This window comes from Gracilibacillus sp. Marseille-QA3620, from assembly GCF_054950035.1.
Genome location: NZ_CM143102.1, coordinates 3,333,584 through 3,354,254, shown reverse-complemented (window position 1 = coordinate 3,354,254; position 20,671 = coordinate 3,333,584). Strand labels below are relative to the sequence as shown.

17 protein-coding genes are annotated in these 20,671 nt (G+C 41.3%); 15 read left to right on the top strand and 2 right to left on the bottom strand.

What is annotated here, in order from left to right; genetic code table 11:
- Nucleotides 1-43 precede the first annotated feature (43 nt).
- Nucleotides 44-1,174 carry a sporulation integral membrane protein YtvI gene (gene ytvI / locus ACY8DX_RS16860; protein ID WP_462405643.1) on the bottom strand — a complete coding sequence of 377 codons (1,131 nt, stop codon included), beginning with the start codon at nucleotides 1,172-1,174 and terminating at the stop codon, nucleotides 44-46.
- 147 nt (nucleotides 1,175-1,321) lie between these two features.
- Between ytvI and ACY8DX_RS16855 the strand changes: the two genes are divergently transcribed.
- The 10 genes from ACY8DX_RS16855 to coaE all read left to right on the top strand — a co-directional run bounded on the left by ACY8DX_RS16855 (nucleotide 1,322) and on the right by coaE (nucleotide 13,738).
- Nucleotides 1,322-1,780, top strand: a complete 459-nt coding sequence (locus ACY8DX_RS16855) for a DUF441 domain-containing protein (RefSeq protein WP_049669896.1) — start codon at nucleotides 1,322-1,324, stop codon at nucleotides 1,778-1,780.
- A 323-nt stretch (nucleotides 1,781-2,103) separates the two neighbouring features.
- The gene (citZ, locus tag ACY8DX_RS16850; protein ID WP_439803149.1) at nucleotides 2,104-3,219 is read left to right on the top strand and encodes a citrate synthase; all 1,116 of its coding nucleotides are present in this window, start codon (nucleotides 2,104-2,106) and stop codon (nucleotides 3,217-3,219) included.
- A gap of 178 nt (nucleotides 3,220-3,397) precedes the next feature.
- Entirely contained in the window at nucleotides 3,398-4,669 is a 1,272-nt protein-coding gene (gene icd, locus ACY8DX_RS16845; protein WP_049669898.1) for an NADP-dependent isocitrate dehydrogenase, read from the top strand.
- An 86-nt stretch (nucleotides 4,670-4,755) separates the two neighbouring features.
- Nucleotides 4,756-5,694 carry a malate dehydrogenase gene (gene mdh, locus ACY8DX_RS16840; protein ID WP_049669899.1) on the top strand — a complete coding sequence of 313 codons (939 nt, stop codon included), beginning with the start codon at nucleotides 4,756-4,758 and terminating at the stop codon, nucleotides 5,692-5,694.
- A 598-nt stretch (nucleotides 5,695-6,292) separates the two neighbouring features.
- Nucleotides 6,293-7,003 carry a response regulator transcription factor gene (locus tag ACY8DX_RS16835; protein WP_049669901.1) on the top strand — a complete coding sequence of 237 codons (711 nt, stop codon included), beginning with the start codon at nucleotides 6,293-6,295 and terminating at the stop codon, nucleotides 7,001-7,003.
- Nucleotides 7,003-8,772, top strand: a complete 1,770-nt coding sequence (gene pnpS, locus ACY8DX_RS16830) for a two-component system histidine kinase PnpS (protein ID WP_462405642.1) — start codon at nucleotides 7,003-7,005, stop codon at nucleotides 8,770-8,772. The genes ACY8DX_RS16835 and pnpS overlap by 1 nt, the downstream gene beginning before the upstream one ends.
- A gap of 164 nt (nucleotides 8,773-8,936) precedes the next feature.
- Nucleotides 8,937-11,564 (top strand): DNA polymerase I, encoded by a 2,628-nt coding sequence (gene polA / locus ACY8DX_RS16825; RefSeq protein ID WP_439803152.1) that lies wholly within the window; start codon nucleotides 8,937-8,939, stop codon nucleotides 11,562-11,564.
- 23 nt (nucleotides 11,565-11,587) lie between these two features.
- The gene (gene mutM / locus ACY8DX_RS16820; RefSeq protein WP_462405641.1) at nucleotides 11,588-12,415 is read left to right on the top strand and encodes a DNA-formamidopyrimidine glycosylase; all 828 of its coding nucleotides are present in this window, start codon (nucleotides 11,588-11,590) and stop codon (nucleotides 12,413-12,415) included.
- A gap of 71 nt (nucleotides 12,416-12,486) precedes the next feature.
- Complete coding sequence (gene ytaF / locus ACY8DX_RS16815; RefSeq protein ID WP_462405640.1) at nucleotides 12,487-13,125, top strand: sporulation membrane protein YtaF; 639 nt, start codon at nucleotides 12,487-12,489, stop codon at nucleotides 13,123-13,125.
- 19 nt (nucleotides 13,126-13,144) lie between these two features.
- Complete coding sequence (gene coaE, locus ACY8DX_RS16810) at nucleotides 13,145-13,738, top strand: dephospho-CoA kinase (RefSeq protein WP_462406964.1); 594 nt, start codon at nucleotides 13,145-13,147, stop codon at nucleotides 13,736-13,738.
- On the opposite strand, the gene ACY8DX_RS16805 is transcribed toward coaE, so the two are convergent.
- Nucleotides 13,731-13,919, bottom strand: a complete 189-nt coding sequence (locus tag ACY8DX_RS16805) for a hypothetical protein (protein WP_462405639.1) — start codon at nucleotides 13,917-13,919, stop codon at nucleotides 13,731-13,733. The genes coaE and ACY8DX_RS16805 overlap by 8 nt on opposite strands.
- A gap of 715 nt (nucleotides 13,920-14,634) precedes the next feature.
- Here ACY8DX_RS16805 and ltrA (ACY8DX_RS16800) point away from each other — a divergent pair.
- From ltrA (ACY8DX_RS16800) to ltrA (ACY8DX_RS16780), 5 genes are all read left to right on the top strand, one after another.
- On the top strand, nucleotides 14,635-16,398 hold the full coding sequence (gene ltrA, locus ACY8DX_RS16800; protein ID WP_225231404.1) for a group II intron reverse transcriptase/maturase: 1,764 nt from the start codon (nucleotides 14,635-14,637) through the stop codon (nucleotides 16,396-16,398).
- A gap of 342 nt (nucleotides 16,399-16,740) precedes the next feature.
- The gene (locus ACY8DX_RS16795; protein ID WP_462405638.1) at nucleotides 16,741-17,091 is read left to right on the top strand and encodes a PadR family transcriptional regulator; all 351 of its coding nucleotides are present in this window, start codon (nucleotides 16,741-16,743) and stop codon (nucleotides 17,089-17,091) included.
- Nucleotides 17,078-17,914, top strand: coding sequence for a permease prefix domain 1-containing protein (locus ACY8DX_RS16790; protein WP_462405637.1), 837 nt, complete (start codon nucleotides 17,078-17,080; stop codon nucleotides 17,912-17,914). The genes ACY8DX_RS16795 and ACY8DX_RS16790 overlap by 14 nt, the downstream gene beginning before the upstream one ends.
- A gap of 355 nt (nucleotides 17,915-18,269) precedes the next feature.
- Nucleotides 18,270-18,647, top strand: a complete 378-nt coding sequence (locus tag ACY8DX_RS16785) for a DUF4181 domain-containing protein (RefSeq protein ID WP_462405636.1) — start codon at nucleotides 18,270-18,272, stop codon at nucleotides 18,645-18,647.
- A gap of 566 nt (nucleotides 18,648-19,213) precedes the next feature.
- Nucleotides 19,214-20,542: a group II intron reverse transcriptase/maturase gene (ltrA, locus tag ACY8DX_RS16780; RefSeq protein ID WP_462405635.1), complete on the top strand. Its 1,329-nt coding sequence runs from the start codon at nucleotides 19,214-19,216 to the stop codon at nucleotides 20,540-20,542.
- Nucleotides 20,543-20,671: the final 129 nt, after the last annotated feature.

Sequence of the window (20,671 nt, the reverse complement as noted above, 5' to 3'; positions counted from 1 at the left end):
TATGGCAGACTGATTCAACAGTCTGCCATGAACAGCCCTTTTTTTATTCAGGGAAATCGGTTGGTTTCCTGCCCATGATAAAATCCCAAACATCATGGAGAATGTGCAGCTTATAAAGCGTGCGGATGATGACGAGGACGATTGGGCCAAGAATGAGCCCGAGAAACCCGAGTATCTTGAAACCGACGAAAATGGCAACTAAGGTCGCAAGCGGGTCAAGCCCTATGCTGGAAGAGAGAATCTTCGGTTCCATAAGCTGACGCTGAACAATGACAACTGTATACAGAATAGCGAGTCCAAGGGCCAGGCTTAAATTGCCAGTCATTAAGGCATAAATAATCCATGGGACAAACACGAGACCTGTTCCGAGATAAGGAAGCAAGTCAACAAACCCCGTAATCAAGGCGATTGTGATGGCAAATTCGATTCTCAGAATAAGCAATCCAATCAATACAATGAGTGTTGTCATCGAGATCAGGGTCAATTGTGCACGAATAAAGCCAAATAATGCCCGTTCAAGTTCAATGATGACCTTCCGGATGTTTTGGAGGGTCTTATCAGGGAGGAACTGCTGTGTCTTAGCAAGAAGCTTGTTCCATTCCTTTGCGATGAAGAAGGTTGCAAGCAAGGTGAAAATAGCGCCCGTTCCAGCACCTGGAAGCCAGCCAATCAACTTAGGAACAAAGCCAAGAGTGGTTTGTATGAGATTTGTCAGAGTTGTTCCAATGCTGCTCCCAATATTTTCGATATTTGATAGAACTGTATCCTGTTGACCAGCTTCGAGATTATTAAACAAAGAAATGATCTTCTCATATAAGGGAAGAATCTTGGCTTGAAAATAATCTTGGATGAGGATAATCATGGTGTTGAGATGCTTTGGCAATACATCAGACAAATAGGCTGCGCCAGCCACGGTTTCTGTGACTAAAAAGGTAATTAATCCTGCAATTAAGGCAATTAGGATGAGCATACTGACCAAGACAGCCAAAGCACGTGGAAAACGAAGCTTTCCAGTTAGAAAGGTGATGAAGGGATTCATCAAGAAGGCAAGGCATATCCCTATGATAAAAGGGTATGTATATTTCGCCGTCAAAAGCAATAAATAAACAGATGCGGCGGTGCCGACAATGACGAACACAAAGCGCAGGGCACGATATAAATATTCAAGATTCACGATTAATGCCTCCTTAAGCGAGGGTCTTCTTCTATCTATTATATTCTTATCTTTAGTTCAATGAAAATTCGATTATTACCACAAAAGTAAAATAAATTATTTATTTACAATGTTTAGATAAATTGAAACTTGGAAGGATGAAACAACATGTATGGACCTTATATTTTCCTGCTTATTCTTCTTTTGATTGGGGTCATTGCTAAGAATACTTCATTAATGGTCGCAACAGGCTTCCTGTTGTTGATGAAAGTGGCAGGAGCTGACGGCCGCTTTTTAGCGTATGTTCAATCGAAGGGTATCAACTGGGGCGTGACCATTATTACGATTGCGGTACTCGTGCCAATCGCTACCGGTCATATCGGCTTTAAGCAGCTGGCTGAAGCGGCCAAATCCCCGTATGCATGGGTTGCTATGCTTTCCGGAGTGGCGGTAGCTCTTATCGCCAAGAATGGCATTCAACTGCTTGCTAGTGACCCGCATATCACGGTGGCGCTCGTGTTTGGGACAATCTTAGCGGTTGCCCTATTTAATGGGGTAGCAGTCGGTCCGTTAATTGGTGCCGGTATCGCCTACTTAATGATGCAGCTAATCGATTTATTTCGATAAATCTCTCGGAAAAACCTCTGTCAAATAATTTTACGAGTTGTTTTCTTTCACAAATTTGGAATAATTGTTTATAATTAAAAAAGGCTCGGGTTTCACAAAAATTTACAATTTTTTTGTGAACCCTATTATTATTCTGAGCAATCGTTCAGAGAATGGTTTAGATGGGTTTAAAACGCTTTCTTATGATAACGCTTACTTATTATAAGAGTAAAGAAGTTATGCAAGAATATAGCTTTAAAGCCGGGATATATTCAGCATGATTAACCCGACTGACCAGTGAATCGGAAAACATAGGGGAAATTTCTGGCAAAGGAGAGATTTTAATGTCTGTAACAAAAGGTCTAGAAGGTATTGTTGCTACATCATCTTCCATCAGCTCGATCATTGATGACACGCTCACATATGTGGGGTATGACATTGATGATTTAGCGGAAAACGCAAGCTTTGAAGAGGTTATTTTCCTATTATGGAACCTCAGGCTGCCAAATCATCTTGAATTAGAGGACTTGAAGAATCAATTGGCTGCAAATGCTGCATTGCCGAATGAAATCATCGAGCATTTTAAGATGTATCCAATTGAAAAAGTACACCCGATGGGAGCTTTGAGAACGGCTGTATCCATGCTTGGATTATATGACGAGGAAGCAGATGTCATGGATGATCAGGCAAACTTACGAAAAGCTATCCGCTTACAAGCAAAGATTCCAGCCATCGTGACAGCTTTTTCACGCATCCGTAAGGGTCTTGAGCCAATTGCACCGCGCAAGGATTTTGGTTATGCCCAAAACTTCCTGTACATGTTAAATGGCAAGGAGCCAAGCCAGGTTGAGATTGAGGCATTTAATAAAGCTCTCGTACTTCATGCCGATCATGAATTGAATGCATCTACATTCACTGCACGTGTATGTGTGGCGACTTTATCTGATATGTATTCTGGTGTTACTGCTGCCATTGGTGCCTTGAAGGGACCGCTTCACGGCGGAGCAAATGAAGCAGTTATGAAAATGCTCAAAGAAATAGATTCACTTGAGAATGTCGAGACTTATATTAATGATAAGCTTGATAATAAAGAAAAAATCATGGGATTTGGCCACCGCGTATACCGCAAAGGGGACCCTCGTGCGAAACATCTCCGTGAAATGTCCAAAAGGCTAACTGACATGAACGGCGAACCGAAATGGTATGAAATGTCCACAAGAATTGAGGAATTGGTTACTTCCAGAAAACCTCTTCCGCCAAACGTAGATTTCTATTCTGCATCCGTGTACCACAGTTTAGGTATTGATCATGACCTATTCACACCAATCTTTGCTGTCAGCCGTATGTCCGGTTGGATTGCTCATATTCTTGAGCAATATGAAAACAACCGTTTAATTCGTCCTCGTGCAGAGTATGTCGGTCCTGGCATGCAAAAGTACGTTCCAATCGAAGAACGCTGATTTTCATCTAGTATTGGACAAGCCTCACTAAATAATTCTGATATTTATAAATGTAAAATTTGTTCATAATATTTTAAATAGGTATACTATACTTTAGAGTGTTAAAGAGATAGAGAAGATATAGAGACTAAAGAACAGCAGGTTTGGTGCTTGCTGATACATGCTGGAGGGATTTTCAATGAGTCAGGCAGAAAAAATCAAAGTAGTAGATGGCGCTCTACAAGTGCCAAATCATGCAATCATTCCTTTTATCGAGGGTGACGGAACAGGCCCGGATATTTGGGCTGCTGCATCCCGTGTATTGGAAGCTGCGGTAGAAAAAGCCTATAACGGCGAGAAAGCTATTGTTTGGAAAGAAGTATTAGCTGGCGAAAAAGCATTTAATGAAACAGGTGAATGGCTCCCGGCTGAAACACTTGACGTGATTAAAGAATACTTAATCGCGATTAAAGGGCCATTAACAACTCCTGTCGGCGGCGGAATCCGCTCCTTAAATGTCGCGCTTCGTCAAGAGCTTGACCTATACACATGCTTGCGTCCTGTTAGATACTTTGATGGCGTTCCTTCACCGGTTAAACGCCCGCAGGATACGGATATGGTCATCTTCCGTGAAAATACAGAAGATATTTATGCTGGAATTGAATATGCCAAAGGTTCTGATGATGTTAAGAAACTATTAGAATTCCTTCGCAATGAAATGGGTGTCTCTAAGATTCGCTTCCCGGAAACTTCCGGTATCGGTATTAAGCCGGTTTCTGAAGAAGGAACAAAACGCCTTGTACGCGCAGCGTTGAATTATGCCATCAAGGAAGGAAGAAAATCCTTGACGCTTGTTCACAAAGGAAACATTATGAAATTTACTGAAGGAGCCTTCAAAAACTGGGGCTATGAAGTAGCGGAAGAAGAGTTCGGCGAGCAAGTGTTCACATGGGCTCAATATGACCGCATTAAAGATGCAGAAGGCACAGAAGCGGCTAATAAAGCACAGGCTGATGCTGAAGCAGCTGGCAAGATCATCGTAAAGGATTCTATTGCGGATATCTTCCTTCAACAAATTCTGACTAGACCAAGAGAATTCGATGTCGTTGCAACAATGAACTTGAATGGGGATTACATCTCTGACGCTCTTGCAGCACAAGTCGGCGGTATCGGTATTGCTCCAGGGGCAAACATTAACTACGTAACTGGACATGCGATTTTTGAAGCGACACATGGTACAGCTCCAAAATATGCAGGTCTTGATAAAGTAAATCCATCCTCTGTCATTCTTTCCGGCGTATTGATGCTTGAGCATTTAGGCTGGAATGAAGCAGCGAACATGATCACTCGTTCCATGGAGAAAACGATTGATTCTAAAGTGGTTACTTATGACTTTGCCCGCTTGATGGATGGAGCAAACGAAGTGAAATGCTCTGAATTTGCTGATGAATTAATCAAGAATATGGAATAAAGAACACAGGTAGAAAGCAGGCACGATTTACGAGGGATGATTTTTGAACGGTACCGTCAATAAACGATGGGGGTAGATGATATATTATGGGATTGAAACGCAAAAAAATCTCTGTAATCGGCAGTGGTTTTACAGGAGCGACTACAGCGTTCCTTTTAGCACAAAAGGAGCTTGGGGATGTAGTGCTCGTGGATATTCCGCAAATGGAAAAGCCTACAAAGGGGAAGGCTTTAGACATGGCCCAGGCTGGTCCGGTGCAAGGGTTTGATGCATCCATTATCGGAACATCCGATTATGCAGATACAAAGGACTCCGATTTAGTCATTATTACGGCAGGTATTGCCCGGAAACCTGGCATGAGTCGTGATGATCTTGTGCAAACCAATCAGAAAATCATGCGTTCAGTAGCAAAGGAAGTTGTAAGATATTCGCCGGAAAGCCATATCATCGTCTTGACCAATCCGGTCGATGCGATGACCTACACGGTTTTCAAGGAAACGGGATTTCCAAAGAACCGTGTTATTGGGCAGTCAGGCGTGCTTGATACAGCAAGATTCCGCACATTCATCGCTCAGGAGTTAAATCTGTCTGTCAAGGATATAACTGGCTTTGTGCTTGGCGGACATGGGGATGAAATGGTTCCCCTTGTCCGATACTCCTATGCCGGCGGGATTCCATTGGAAGCACTCATCCCTAAAGAGCGTCTCAACAGTATTGTCGAGCGGACAAGAAAGGGCGGAGGAGAAATTGTCGAGCTGCTTGGTAACGGCAGTGCCTACTATGCACCCGCTGCCTCCCTTGTATCCATGGCAGAGGCTATCTTGAAGGACCAGCGCAGGATTCTTCCAGCCATAGCTTATTTAGAGGGGGAATACGGCTATGATGGAATCTACCTTGGTGTACCGACTATCATCGGTGCAAACGGTATAGAGAAAGTAATTGAACTTGAATTGCAAGAGGAGGAACAAGCCGCCCTTGCTCATTCCGTTCAATCAGTCAAGGCAGTTATGTCTATTCTTGTGTGATATATGTACAAAGGGACTCTTTCGGGAGTCCCTTTTAATTTTGCCTAAAAGAATTGAGAGTACTTTTTTCTCAAGTCACTTGTTTGATTTTTTTAATGACAAGATAACTATGCATACTCCTCTAGAAATCAAATAATTCTACTGAAATTGATTGTAAGGAATGTCTCCTTCCATTTGTTTACAAGTAAAGTGAAATCTATCAGAAGCTCATTCAGGCGAACACATAGAGGAAGCAGTCCACGCCAGAGGGAATAGAACAAAATCTTATCAGCTAGAGTCAATGCGATTTTGTCTACATTCTGAAATCTTTTGAAAGGCCTTTTCCTGTGGTTTAGATATCTCACGAACCGACTCCTGCATGATTCATGTCCCTGCCTATATTCCGGTGCGGGACATTATACCAAGATTTCATCTTTTCATATATAATGGTGAGAGATTGGTATAATTGGGGAAGAGACATTGGTGATAAATGCTTTATTGATTGGTCTGGAGCGCATAATTCAGAATGGATTATGGCAATGAAATAAATAGAGAGGACTATTCAAACATAAGCTATTAGAAATGAAGTTAATATATCGGGAAGCGGATGGAGGATAAGATGAGCAAAAAAGTCCTAGTTGTGGAAGATGAAGAATCAATCATTACCTTGCTTACGTATAATTTGGAACAAGCCGGGTTTACCGTCATTAAGGCGATGGATGGGGAAATGGGTAAGCAGCTGGCAATGACAGAAAGACCAGATGTGATCATATTGGACCTCATGCTGCCTAAGCTTGACGGGATTGAGGTCTGCAAAATCCTGCGTCAGAATAAGGTTGCGGTCCCAATATTGATGCTCACTGCCAAAAGCGAAGAGTTCGATAAAGTTCTTGGACTTGAGCTGGGTGCCGATGATTATATGACTAAGCCATTCAGCCCGCGTGAGGTTGTGGCAAGAGTAAAGGCCCTCCTAAGAAGAGTGGATATGATTAATACAGCCGCTGAGTCAAAAGAGGATGATACAGACCTCATCACAGTCGGCGAACTGAAAATATATATTGAAAGATATGAAGCCTATCTTCGTGATGGATTGCTTGAGTTGACACCGAAGGAATTTGAACTTTTGGCTTATCTAGCGAAAAATAAGTCAAGAATTCTCACAAGGGATCAGCTTTTGAATGTCATTTGGAATTATGACTTTGTTGGGGATACACGAATTGTGGATGTGCATATCAGTCATTTACGTGAAAAAATCGAACAGGATACGAAGAAGCCAGTCTATATTAAAACGGTACGCGGACTTGGATATAAGCTAGAGGAACCGAGATAATGAAGAAATCAAGAAGAATGATGACGTTCGAGATTGCCTCCGCTATCCTGATTATTTCCTTTCTGTTTGGACTTTTATTAGGAAAGGTGTTCACGATGTATCTGGAAAGAGATACGAGGAATGACCTGAAGAATGCGGCGCAAGTAATCGAATGGCAGCTCGTTGATCTAGAGGATACAACGGAGCTTAATAGCCGGCTTGAAGTACTCAGTAAAGAGCTGGGTATTTCTATCCTGCTGACTGACCGTGACGGCGAGGTTCTTTCTGATAAGAGGTATGTAGAAGAAGGGACAACAGGTGAGGAGCTGGCTCTTTATCAAGCGAAGTTGGAAGATTTCAGGGATCATTCAGCTGAACCGGTTTTCGGGGAGCTTCATGATGACGGATTATTCTATTATATTTCTCCTATTCAATCGGATGAAGGCATCCTGTTGGTTGGTCAAGAGAAGAATGTCATTATGGGAGGGTTATCGATCTGGACAACCTCTCTGTCATTTTTGGCAGTGGCATTCATCGTTATCATGCTATTTGTTTTTAAGATCATTAAGAAGTATTTCCTGCCTGTTGATAGCGCCTTTCATGCGGTGCAGGAGCTGACGAAAGGGAATTATCGTGCACGCACTTATATTGGCCGCAACAAGGAAGCGAGGCTGCTGAATGATTCCATTAATCAGCTTGCCCGTGATATGCAAGAGATGAAAATCGCCTATGATATTCAAAAAGACCGGCTCAGTACTTTGATTGAGAATATGGGAAGCGCCTTGCTATTGATTGATGATAAAGGATATATCAATATGGTCAATCGTGCTTACCTGAATCTCTTTAAAGAAAATGAAGAGGATTACTTGTCGGAGCTTTATTACAAGGTAATCCATCGTGAGGAAGTAAATGCCCTCATTGAGGAAATCTTCATGGTCGAGCAAAAAATAAAAAAACAAATTGTCTTGACAATCGGTCTTGAACGGAAGAATTTCGAAGTGTACGGGGCACCGATTATTGGTCCGAAGGGTGAATGGAAAGGAATTATTTTGGTTTTCCATGATATTACGGAGCTGAAGAAGCTCGAAACCGTGCGGAAGCAATTCGTAGCCAATGTATCACATGAATTGAATACGCCTGTTACATCCATAAAGGGCTTTACGGAAACATTGATTGATGGAGCAAAGGAAGATAAGGATACACTAAATCATTTCCTCTCCATCATTCTGAAGGAAAGTAACCGGCTTCAAGCACTAATCAAGGAATTGCTGGAATTGTCTAAGGTGGAGCAGCAGGGATTCCAGCTTGATTTGCAGAAGGTGGATATCGTTCCTGTTTTGCGAGATACGTACGAGATATTGGAGAAGAAGGCAGCCAAGAAGAACATTCAATTTGTCCTAAATGACCCGAATCAGCCAATCGTTTGTGAAACAGATCCTTTTCGTATCCAGCAAGTGATCATTAATCTCGTCAGCAATGCCATTTCTTACACTCCGGCAGATGGGAAAGTAACTATATCTGCAAGCGAGGATGTGGACAAGGTTTATATCAAGATAGCGGACACGGGAATCGGGATTGATGAAGAGGAGCTTCCACGCATATTTGAACGCTTTTACCGTGTTGATAAGGACAGAAGCAGAGAGAGCGGAGGAACGGGACTTGGACTGGCCATCGTGAAACATATTCTCGAGGCTCAGCATGGTGAAATCACCATAGACAGCAAGCTTAATGAGGGAAGTACCTTTACAGTAATCATCCCTAAGGAGCAGCATACAGGAAAAGGGAAATAAAGAAGGAAAACTCCTTTCACGGGTGCATTCGTGATGGGAGTTTTTTAATGTTTACTAATCTATTCTGACGGCTGTCTTTGAGATACAGAACAGCTGTTTTTCTTTCAATCATGACTCATGTTAGAATAGAGGATAAGATAATCGGTTAGATACGGGAGGAAAGCATGAATAAAAAAATCGTCTTAATAGATGGAAATAGCATTGCCTACAGAGCATTTTTCGCCTTGCCTTTACTCAATAATGATAAGGGCGTACATACAAATGCCATATATGGATTTGCGATGATGCTGAATCGAATTATGGAAGAAGAGAAGCCGACCCATATGCTCGTTGCCTTCGATGCAGGCAAAACGACATTTCGCCACAGTACCTTCGCTGAATATAAGGGAGGTCGTCAAAAAACGCCGCCGGAGCTATCTGAGCAGTTTCCATTCATTCGAGAATTGCTGGATGCGTACGGAATTTCCCGCTATGAATTAACAAATTATGAGGCAGATGACATTATCGGCACCCTTGCCACGCTTGCGGAGGGTGATGGCTACAAGGTCACGGTCATTTCTGGTGATAAGGATTTGACGCAGCTTGCTTCTGAGAAGACGACAGTCCGTATTACCCGAAAAGGAATTACGGATATGGAGGATTACACACCTGAGCATATTCGAGAGAAATATAATCTGACTCCTGAACAGATTGTTGATTTGAAAGGCTTGATGGGGGATACCTCCGATAATATTCCGGGCATTCCGGGTGTTGGTGAGAAAACAGCGTTGAAGCTTCTGCACCAATTCGGCAGTGTGGAAGCGGTGGTTAATTCTCCTGAGGAGGTAAGCGGCAAGAAATTGAAGGAGAAGATTGAGGAATATAAGGATCAGGCCATCATTTCTAAGCAGCTTGCAACGATTGAGAAGAAAGCGCCAATCGAAGTTCGTCTAGAGGAGATCGATTACACAGGAGCAGACCAAGAAAAGCTTCTGGCGATTTATAAGGAGCTCGGCTTTGCAACCTTGATTGAAAAGATGGATCCACTCAACGCACAGGAAGATGAAGTGCTTGAAGAGATTGATTATACATTCGTTAAGGAAATCACCGAAGATATATTCACGGACGATACAGCTCTTTTTGTAGAAATCTTAGAGGATAATTACCATACAGCGCCTATTCAAGGCTTGGCCATTTCCAATGCTAAGGGCACCTTCTTCATGGAGACGGAAACAGCTGTTGAATCTGCTGCTTTTAAGGCATGGGCAGAGAATCCGGACATGAAGAAAACGGTACATGATGTGAAGCAGGCGGTTGTTGCCCTTCACCGCTATGGCGTTGAGCTTAAGGGTGTCGCGTTTGATCTCTTCCTTGCCTCCTATGTGTTAAACCCGGCTGAGCCGGAAGTAGATATGGCAGACCTTGCGAAAAGACATAGTGCCGGTCATATACAAACAGATGAGCATGTGTATGGAAAAGGAGCAAAACGGAAGATTCCAAATCCTGAGGTTTACGGTGAGCATATCGCACGCAAAGCTCAGTCGATGGGCTTGATCAAAGCTAGTATTGAAAGCCAGCTTGTTGCGAATGCACAATTATCCTTGCTGATGGATTTAGAATTGCCGCTCGCCTTGATCCTTGCGGAAATGGAGATTACAGGTGTCAAGGTTGATAAGGAAAGACTGAAGGAAATGGGCGGAGAGCTCGCTGCAAGGCTTGCTGATATCGAAGCGAAAATCTATGACCTGGCAGGTGAGAAATTTAATATTAACTCACCGAAGCAATTAGGGGTGATCCTCTTTGAACGTTTAGGTCTGCCGGTCATCAAGAAGACAAAAACAGGCTATTCCACGTCTGCGGACATTTTGGAGAAGCTTGAAAACAAGCATGAAATCATTCGTGAAATCCTCAATTATCGCCAGCTTGGCAAGTTGCAATCTACTTATATCGAAGGTTTGCTGAAGGTTATTCATGAGGATGGCAAGGTTCATACCCGCTTCAATCAGGCGCTTACACAGACAGGACGCCTAAGTTCGACGGATCCGAATCTGCAAAACATCCCAATCAGGCTTGAGGAAGGAAAGAAAATTAGACAAGCCTTCGTTCCGTCAGTGGAGGACTGGGTCATATTTGCCGCTGACTATTCCCAAATTGAGCTTCGCGTCCTTGCCCATATTGCTGATGATGAGAACTTAATCAATGCCTTTAAAGAAGATATGGATATTCATACGAAAACAGCGATGGATGTCTTCCATGTGAAGGAAGAGGAAGTGACCTCTAATATGAGGCGGCAGGCTAAAGCTGTTAACTTCGGGATTGTATACGGTATCAGTGATTATGGATTATCCCAAAACTTGAATATTACCCGTAAGGAAGCCGGTACCTTCATCGAACGTTATTTGGAAAGTTATCCAGGAGTACAGCGCTATATGAAGGATATTATTGAGGATGCGAAGGAATGCGGTTATGTCACTACCCTTCTTCACCGACGCCGCTATATTCCGGAAATCAATAATCGAAACTTTAATGTCCGTGGGTTTGCCGAAAGGACAGCGATGAATACGCCGATTCAGGGCAGTGCAGCAGATATTATCAAATTGGCGATGATCCACATGAATGACCGGCTGAAGAAGGAGAACTTAAAGGCAAAGTTATTGCTTCAGGTGCATGATGAATTGATTTTTGAAGCACCGAAGGATGAAATAGACATCTTAAAGAAAATCGTACCGGAGGAAATGGAGAATGCAATCCAATTGAGCGTTCCGCTTAAGGTGGATTATTCATTCGGAAACACTTGGTACGACGCAAAATAGAGCAGTAAAAGGGGGTTATTTGTTTGCCTGAATTACCAGAAGTAGAAACGATAAGGCGAACACTCGAAGCCATGGTGCTCGGTAAGACAATAGAGAATGTAGAGGTGCGATGGGGGAAGATCATCAAGGAACCGGATGATGCTGAACTTTTCTGCCTTTTCCTGAAGGGGCAAACCATCCGCGAAATCGGCCGCCGCGGCAAGTTTTTGATCTTTTATTTAGATGATTATAGTCTCGTATCCCATCTGCGTATGGAAGGGAAATACGGACTTTTTGACAAGAGCGAAGAGATGGATAAGCATACTCATGTCATATTCCAATTCACAGACGGTACCGAGTTAAGATACAGAGATGTGCGCAAATTCGGCACGATGCATTTATTCCCGAAAGGAACTGAGCTGGATGTGCTGCCGCTTTCGAAGGTAGGACCTGAACCATTTTCAGATGAATTCACGCCAGAGCACCTGGCAGCCGGGCTTGCCAAGACGCATCGTTTCATCAAGACTGTTCTGCTTGACCAGCGCTTGCTCGCGGGTCTTGGGAATATTTATGTGGATGAGGCTTTGTTCCATGCCGGTATTCATCCAGAGCGGGCAGCCTCATCCTTGAATGAGGAGGAGATTCAGCGTCTTTATACGGCGATTAAGACTACGCTTGCTGAGGCGATTGAAAAAGGGGGAAGCACGATTCGCTCTTACGTAAATTCACAGGGCCAGATTGGTATGTTCCAGCTTGAATTGTTTGCTTACTCGAGAAAGGGCCAGCCATGTAAGACATGCGGCTCCATCATGGAGAGAATCACCGTAGGAGGAAGGGGGACTGTTTATTGTCCTTCCTGTCAAAAACGTTGATAATGGCCATGAACCAAAGATAGGCTCCTGTCATATAGTAGGGTATTGATTGTTGAAAGGAGTCCCTGTCAATGGAGCACTTGGCTTCAATACTCTTACTCGCTATGGCAGTCAGCCTGGATAGCTGCGGTGTCGGAATGACTTATGGAATGCGCAATGTGGCAATTCCCTTAAGATCCATAATGATTATTGCCGCATGTTCGGCCTTAAGCTTCGCAATTGGCATGTTCACGGGATCTGTGAGTGAACATTTCATGGCAGAGTCCTGGGCAGGCATGATTGGAGGGTTTATCCTCATTTCATTAGGCATATGGACGGCCGCAAGCAATTTAAAGCAAAATGATGATGTGTATTTGAATGTGGATGAACGCACATTGTTTCAGCTGGAAATCAAATCAATTGGTCTAGTGATTCATATTTTGAAGAAGCCGCTGAGCGCTGACTTTGACCGTTCCGGAACAATTACAGGTCTTGAAGCTTGTTTTCTAGGCTTTGCGCTTTCTCTTGATGGGTTTGGCGCAGGTATTGGTGCCGGTATTCTCGACTATCCACTCGTGACGGTCGTGCTGCTCAGTTTTATTATGAGCGCCATTTTCATGAAGGCCGGCCTTCAGGCTGGAAAGTACTTAAATGATTCTTTTGCCGCGAAAATCTTGTCCTTTGTACCTGGAATTGTCTTAATTGCACTAGGGATCAGTAAACTATTTTAGACAGGGGAAACAGTAAATGATGAAGAAAATAATCGGGCTGACAGGCGGAATTGCCAGTGGGAAGAGCACAGTATCTAACTGGCTTCTCTCACAGGGCTATCCTGTCGTTGACGCAGATATCGCGGCCAGGAAAGTTGTTGAACCGGGCATGCCGGCTCTTGAGAAGATCAGAAAGGCCTTTGGAGATGATGTCCTGCTTCCGGATGGAACACTTGACCGGAAAAGACTCGGTTCTATTATTTTTGCGAATGAAGAAAAGCGGCAGACATTAAATGTTATTGTCCATCCGGCTGTGAGAGAATGGATGAGACAGGAAACGGAGCGGGCATTTGGAGAAGGGGCATCCATCGTTATTATGGATATTCCTTTATTGTTTGAGAGTAAGTTGACTCATATGGTGGAGGAGACGATTCTTGTTTATGTTACGAAGGAGATCCAGCTAAAACGGCTGATGGAAAGAGACGGGTATATGGAAGCTGATGCCCTGGCTCGGATTCATGCGCAGATGCCCATCGATGAGAAAAAGGAATTGGCTGATTACATCGTTGATAATAATGGGCCGCTCTCTGAAACGATTGAACAGATGAGGCAGATTATGGACACATTTAAATAAGGCAGGCAATAAAGGCTGTTCCGTATAAAAACAAGCGGAGCAGTCCTTTTTTATTGGCTGTTTTCGTAAAGATTGTTGCTTTTGAATAAAAAGGGAAGCTGCAATCTATTTTACGGTACAATTGGATTGGGAGTGACTTCTTGAACAATCGGGGCAGCGCGACAAGTTTTGTTATAAGCACTCCGGTGCGAAAGACGAGGAATTTCCACAGAAACTCTAACTTTATAACCGAGGATAGGAATGATAAAACCATGTATTTTGAAACTATCCCATTGATACTCCTGCATGCGTCATAATGGACAGATTATGGGGTATGAAGCTCAGGTGAAGTCGGCAGAACAAAGGCTAAAGCCATTCCTTTCAGGATAAAGGTATGCCAATGGATATGCCGGATGGCTGAAAAACTAAATAAGGTGAGAATTTTCTTACACAAAGAACGGACGAACTTCCGAATGTACAGGTCTAGAGTTTCGAACAATAGGAAACTATTGTACCACCCTTACGGTGGTGTGAGTGATGTGGAGTAAAAATTGCCCCTCTGAAACACGTTATATCGAACAATGGCGGTATCCAGCTCACAGGCTTACAGGAAGCACCTACGTTTAGATAGATAGCTAAGTTATAAGGGACTTGGAAAGTAAGGAACGTTGATTCGAGGGCTGTCACCCAAAACGGTTGCTATAAGTAATTGAACGAAATGCACTTGTCCTTATGAGGGTAGGGGTACGACTGATGAAGCTTCTGTAACGGAGGTAGAGGAACAGCCCCAAGTCTAGTGATTGGCAACGATTATTTTTCAATTGTGCATTGCACCGGTCGGGTAAGAACGTGGGAACATCACCTCACAAAGGAATGATGCCACAGTGCAAGCTCTACGATACTGGGATTACTATGATATGACCGACACTTTTACTGACTTGTACCACCGAGCTAAAAATAAAGAAACATTCCATCACTTATATGACGTCATCACGTCGAGGAATAACATTTTATTAGCTTATCGGACTATCAAGTCAAATAAGGGGTCTAAGACCCCCGGTACAGATGGAAAAACCATCATCGACATAGAGAGACTAACAGAAAATGATTTAGTAGAAAAGATACAAAAACAGCTCAAGAATTATCGCCCGAAGAAAGTCAGACGAAAATTAATTGAAAAAGATAATGGTAAAATGCGACCTCTAGGCATTCCATGTATCCTCGATAGAATCATTCAACAGTGTTTCAAGCAAGTATTGGAGCCAATTACGGAAGCGCACTTTTATAATCATAGTTACGGTTTTAGACCTTTACGGTCTACACATCATGCGATGGCAAGAGTTCAATTCCTTGTTAACCATTCTAAACTTCACTATGTTGTTGATGTTGATATCAAAGGCTTCTTTGACAATATCAATCATACATTGCTCATTAAACAGCTGTGGAATTTAGGTATTTATGATAGAAAAGTTTTAGCTTGCATTTCAAAAATGTTAAAAGCTGAAGTTGATGGTGAAGGCATTCCGGAAAAGGGTTCACCGCAAGGTGGACTACTATCCCCGTTATTATCTAATGTGGTTTTGAATGAATTAGATCAATGGATAGCGAATCAGTGGGAACTCTTCCCTCTTGATAAGCCATATACGACACGCGAAGGTGAACGCTATGCAAAGATTCACACAAAGTTAAAAGAAGGTTATATAGTTCGCTATGCCGACGACTTTAAAATCTTATGTCGGGACTGGAAGACAGCCGAAAAATGGTATCATGCCGTTAAGCTTTTTCTGAAAGAGCGTTTAAAACTTGACATTTCACCGGAAAAATCAAAAGTAATTAATCTGCGGAAACATGAATCAGCCTTTCTTGGATTTACGATACGTGCCATTCGCAAAGGTGAAAAACGTGTGGCCCATACTTTTGTGAAAGCCGAAAAGATACAGAAAATAAAAGATGAAGCGAGGAAACGAATTGAGGCACTTCGAGCCTCACCAACGACTCAAAATGCTTTGCGATTTAATAGCTTTGTCTTAGGGCTGCATAATTACTTTAATCGAGCTACACATGTCAACTTAGCCTTCTCACGTCTTGCTTATGATATAGGTGCATCTATGTACAATCGTCTTAAACCAGTCGGGAAATACGCCCATCCAGCGAATCCGCCGCCAACCTATAAGAAGTTATACAGTTTGAGGTTCAAGACATTTGAAATTGCTGGTATTCATCTCTTCCCTCTTGCGAATGTTCAGACAAAGAACACTATTTGTTTCACACAAAGTCTGACACTATTCACAGTTGAAGGCCGAGCGCTAATTCATAAGAATTTGCATAAGAATATCAAGCAAGAAATTGCCTTGCTAATGGAGTCAAATATCCCGACACGAAGTGTCGAATATATGGACAATCGAATCAGTCGATATAGTATGAAACAAGGAAAATGTGAAATTACAGGACAATTTCTACAAGCACGGGATGTACACTGTCATCACTACGTGCCAGTACATCTCGGCGGAAATGACAAGTTCAATAACTTACGCATTCTCTACAAAGAGGTACACAAACTAATCCATATGACAGATACAACTAAGATGAATATACTCATAAAAAGTTTGGATATCACGCCACCGATATTAGAGAAAATCAATAAATATCGGGAAAAGTGCGAGTTAGAACCTATCATATAATCCAAATCAATAAGAGTAACTTGAAACTTATAATCAAAACCATCGCCAGATGGAACGCGGAATGCTTGGAAACTGGCACGTTCCGTGTGGAGCAGGGGAAAAGCCGGAGATAACTTCAAACGCTTACCTATTGCTACGGTTAGCTCAATAAGTTAATTAAATAGAGATACATTTAGATATGTCAGGTTCGCTAATGCAAAAGTAAAATATAATAAAAATCTCTCTTTAATAACACAGTTTTTAGCTGTGTTATTTATTTCGTTAAATATTAGATATATAAAAATAAATACCTTGCATTATTAGGTACTATCATTTATAAATATTTGTAAGGGGGTGAAAAAAATGGAAATAAACAAAGAGGTTTTGAAAGGTCATATTGATACCTTAATCCTGTCGCTTTTATATACAAGAGATATGTATGGTTATGAGTTAGCTAAATTGGTGCGAGAAAGAAGCAATGAACAATTTGAATTAAAAGAAGGTACGCTATATTTGTCTTTAAAGCGACTTGAACAGAATAAGTGGATTGAATCCTACTGGGGAGATGAAAAAGGTCCAGGTGGAAGAAGAAAATACTATAAACTCACGCCATTAGGTGAAGAAGGTTTTGAAAAGAAGCGTTTGGAATGGGAATTTATAAAGAGAATTATTGATTCGTTTTTGGAGGGAGGAGAAAAATATGAAGCAAATTGAAGCATTTGTTGACTCGGTTTATCAAAATGTAGGTGGAAATAAAAAAGAAATAAAAGAATTGAAAGCAGAAATGAAAAGTCATTTACTAGAGGCAGTTCACGAATTGAAAACAGAAGGAAAGTCTGAACAAGAAGCAATAGAAATTGCAATTGAACGATTTGGTGGGAAAAAAGAAATGCGTTCCATTATTGAACAACTGTTTAAAACCCAACAAACATTTGCAAAATGGGTTCTTTATCTAGCTTTAGGCTTTCTAGCTTTATTCTTATCTATTTTTGGTTGGCTTTGGCAAAGTGAAGAATCACAATCACATCAAATTTCTCTTGTTGCTACGGAAATAGCAGATATTTTGGAAAACAAAAGCAGCATTACACCTGAAATGAAAGTAGATATAGAAGAATCAGTTAAAAGTACAAGTTTTATTTCAACCGTAAGAATATTCAATGTGAATGATATTCAGAAGAGTGAAAATTATGGAGGTTACGGAAATGTATTTGATTATGTGGCACAAGCTGAACCAGACTTTCAATACAAGCAAACAGTTTGGGCTCCTAAATGGTTAAAACCAGATTTCTTTTCTTACGGAAATGGTGATGACCAATGGTATGTTGGTATGGAACAAAGAAGTTTCGGAACGATAATGACTGCTATCTTATTTGTTGGTTTAGCAATCTATTGGACGTTATTTTCTATTTGGGCAATCATTAATGCCTATCATCATAAACGTTTAAACATTGGTTGGGGTGTAGGCTTTGTTTTATTTAATGTAGTGGGCTATTTGTTGTATTATATTGTTGGTAGGAAACAAAACTATATCAAATAAATCTGTTTGATTCACTTCTGTAGGTACGTTTAGTATGTAATTAAAAGTTGTTTATATATAGAATAAATATTTTAAAACTAAGATACAATAGCTCATCAAAGCTGTCATAATGGCAGTTTTTCTTTTTTAAAACGGAGTAACATTCCTTTGAACAAATAGGTTTTAGTATGTAAAACATTTAGGATTGTGAATTAACTCACTTAAACTATCAGGGGCGTTGATCAAGAAAGATTAATGCCCTTTTATGTTGAATTTCTTCTGCTGCTAACGGGCAGTTTTAGTGCAAGAAGGATTTGCTACCATACATACCGAATTAATATGGATATAGCATTGAAGTTGTGACTAATAAAGATAGATGGAGAGGTTAATTGTGAGACTGTTTACTATTATTGTTATCTTATTTTTAGTGATATTTGTAATAGAAAAAATGACAGAAAAATTTCTGGGTGTAAAGACAAAGAAAATTTCCGAGACCCCTGGTAAAAGAGTTGATCGATGGGGACGAACGATAATAGTGGTTATCTTTTTATGTTCCTTACCGATTGTTACGCAATATTCGGAAATAGTAATAAATATTTCGTGGATTCTATTTATTGCTTCACTAATGACATTTCAAGTTATATTGGAGTGGAGGTATTTAAAAGAATCGAAACAATATATTTCAACACTGATAAGCTCGACGATAATTATTAGCATATTTAGCTACTACCTTTTACTTTTAAGGAATATTTGAAGTAGACCACGATAGTCAAACTGACAGTCTTTTATATGCTACTAAAGGGGCAGTTGTGCGGCCGAGCCTAGGTCGTATCATATAGCGGGTGGGATTCCCGCCGAGTAAGAACTAGCCATTCGCTCGTAGCGAGTCTTGGAGGGGCAAAGGTAACTTTGGTCTTTAAGCGTAGACAGTTAGGTGGCGGGCCGAAAGCCAAATGGTTGAAGGGATTGAGCTCCATAAACGTTTGTAAACCGAGAGGGCTGATGCCTTAACTGCGTGTAGAAAGCAATATTTTATCTTTTGTTATAGGCGAGAAAGATAAAACCTCTCTGGAGTCAGAGACCTTGGCACGTCATACATAGATATGATACGGCAACTCGGGAGACCCTACCGGTCTCTTCTGTTTATTAGAAGAGTATGGTGTACAAGCGATAACAAGTAAGGAAACCAAATGCCGGGTAGGGAGTCGGATAGCAGCGTAGTACCAATGAAGTTGGGTAATGCCGATGGAGGAAAGGCTAGCTACCAGTTATTGCCCTTATTAGGGACACATTTACTACACACAGAGGTAGGGATAATAAATGGAAACAAAACTACTAAGGATAGCAGAATTAGCTAAATCTGACCCTAAGATGAAATTTACATCTCTTGCACATTTATTAAATGTGCAATCACTCATTCAATGTCATCATGAGCTGCCAAACAATAAGGCAACTGGTGTAAACGGTACAACGAAAGAGCAGTACGCCGAAAGTCTCGAAGAAAACATAATGGATTTAACAAGCAGACTTAGAAGTAAAAGTTATCGTCCGATTCCAGTTAGAAGAATGTATATTCCAAAGCTTAACTCTAATAAGAGGAGGCCATTAGGAATACCGGAACATGAGGATAAAATTGTACAAAAAGGTATTGCGAAAGTGCTAAATGCCATTTATGAGAATGACTTTCTAGACTGCTCTTTTGGGTTCCGGCCAAACAGAAACTGTCATGATGCGTTAAAGATACTAAACTTTTATATAGAAAAGAGATTAGTAAGCTATGTAGTAGATGTAGATATCAAAGGCTTCTTCGATAATGTTGACCACAAATGGATGATGGAGTTCTTGAAACATAGAATAACGGATCCTAACCTCCTGAGAATAATCAGTAGGTTCCTCAGAGGTGGTTACATGGAGGAAAGCAGGAGATACAAAACAGATAAGGGGACACCGCAAGGTGGAGTAATATCTCCTATCTTGGCTAATGTGTACCTTCATTATGTACTCGACTTATGGTTTGAGAAAGTGGTTAGGAAACAATGTGAAGGACAGGCATACATGGTAAGATATGCGGATGATTTTGTTTGTTGTTTTCAACACAAAAGGGAAGCTATACAATTCTACGAGTCATTAAAACTGAGATTGAAGAAATTTAACTTGGAAATAGCTGAGGATAAGACCAAGGTTATTCCCTTCGGGAGATTTGCAGAAAATAACGCGAAACGAACAGGGAATGGTAAACCTGCAACCTTCGATTTCCTTGGATTTACTCATTATTGTGGAAAAAGTAAACAAGGAAAATTTCGTGTAAAACGGAAATCGAGCAGAAAGAAAGTCCAAGGCAAGCTTAAAGAATCTAAGGAATGGTTGAAGTCTAATAGAAATAAAAATATCCATTTAATTATGGAGAGATTTAGACGTTCTCTAGTAGGATACTACAACTATTACTGCATTACAGATAATTCTCGAACGGTTAATGACTTTAAAGAGAAAATCGAAATTTTACTATTTAAATGGCTGAATAGAAGGAGCCAAAGAAAGTCCTTTACATGGGATAAATTCAGGCTATTCCTTCAAATGTTCCCACTTCCCAAACCAAGAATTAGGGTCAATATTTATGAATTAAGGAAAGAAATTAGCTATATTCTGTAAATGATAACTAGGAGGAGCCGTGTGCGTTAATAGCGCAAGCACGGTTCTGAGAGGGGGGAGAAGCACAATTTACCGTAAGGTAAAAAGGCTCTCTTCTACTCGACTAGTTGAGATGAAATGCAATATTGA